This window comes from Paractinoplanes pyxinae (genome assembly GCF_026626335.1).
GTDB lineage: Bacteria > Actinomycetota > Actinomycetes > Mycobacteriales > Micromonosporaceae > Actinoplanes > Actinoplanes pyxinae.
The window spans coordinates 1-431 of record NZ_JAPNTZ010000043.1 but is presented as its reverse complement, the minus strand read 5'-3'; the positions used below and the strand labels follow the sequence as shown (position 1 = coordinate 431).

The following is a 431-nucleotide window of genomic DNA, read 5'->3' as shown; positions in this document are numbered from 1 at the left end:
CGGATGAACGGCGCCGACGAGCAGGTGGTGCAGGCCACCCACGTCAGCCTGGTCGACATGCGGCGCGACGCGCCGGTGGTCACCCGGCTCGAGATCCCCTCCCGTGACCAGTCCACCTTCGAGGTGCTGGTCACCTTCACCTGCACCGTCACGGATCCGATCGCGGTGGTCCGGGGCGGGGTGAACGCCGAGGAAGCCTTGCTGGGTCACCTCAAGGCACACAACCGGATCTTCGAGCTGGGCCTGGACTATCCGCTGGCGGAGATCAACGAAGTCCGCCGGTTGGTCAGCGCCCAGGTCAAGGCGTACCTGACCATTCGCCCGCCGACCGTGCCGGGCATGAGCGTGGCCATCAAGAGCGTCGAGATCACCAGCCCCGAACTGATCGCCCGCTACGAGCAGGAACGGCTCGCCCAGGACTACCAGGTGCG

Annotated in this window: 1 protein-coding gene; it reads left to right on the top strand. The window is 67.3% G+C overall.

All coding sequences use genetic code 11. The annotated features are described in order from the left end of the window. Positions 1 to 431 (top strand): hypothetical protein (locus tag OWR29_RS47980; protein ID WP_267570400.1); only part of this gene is annotated, 431 nt, incomplete at both ends.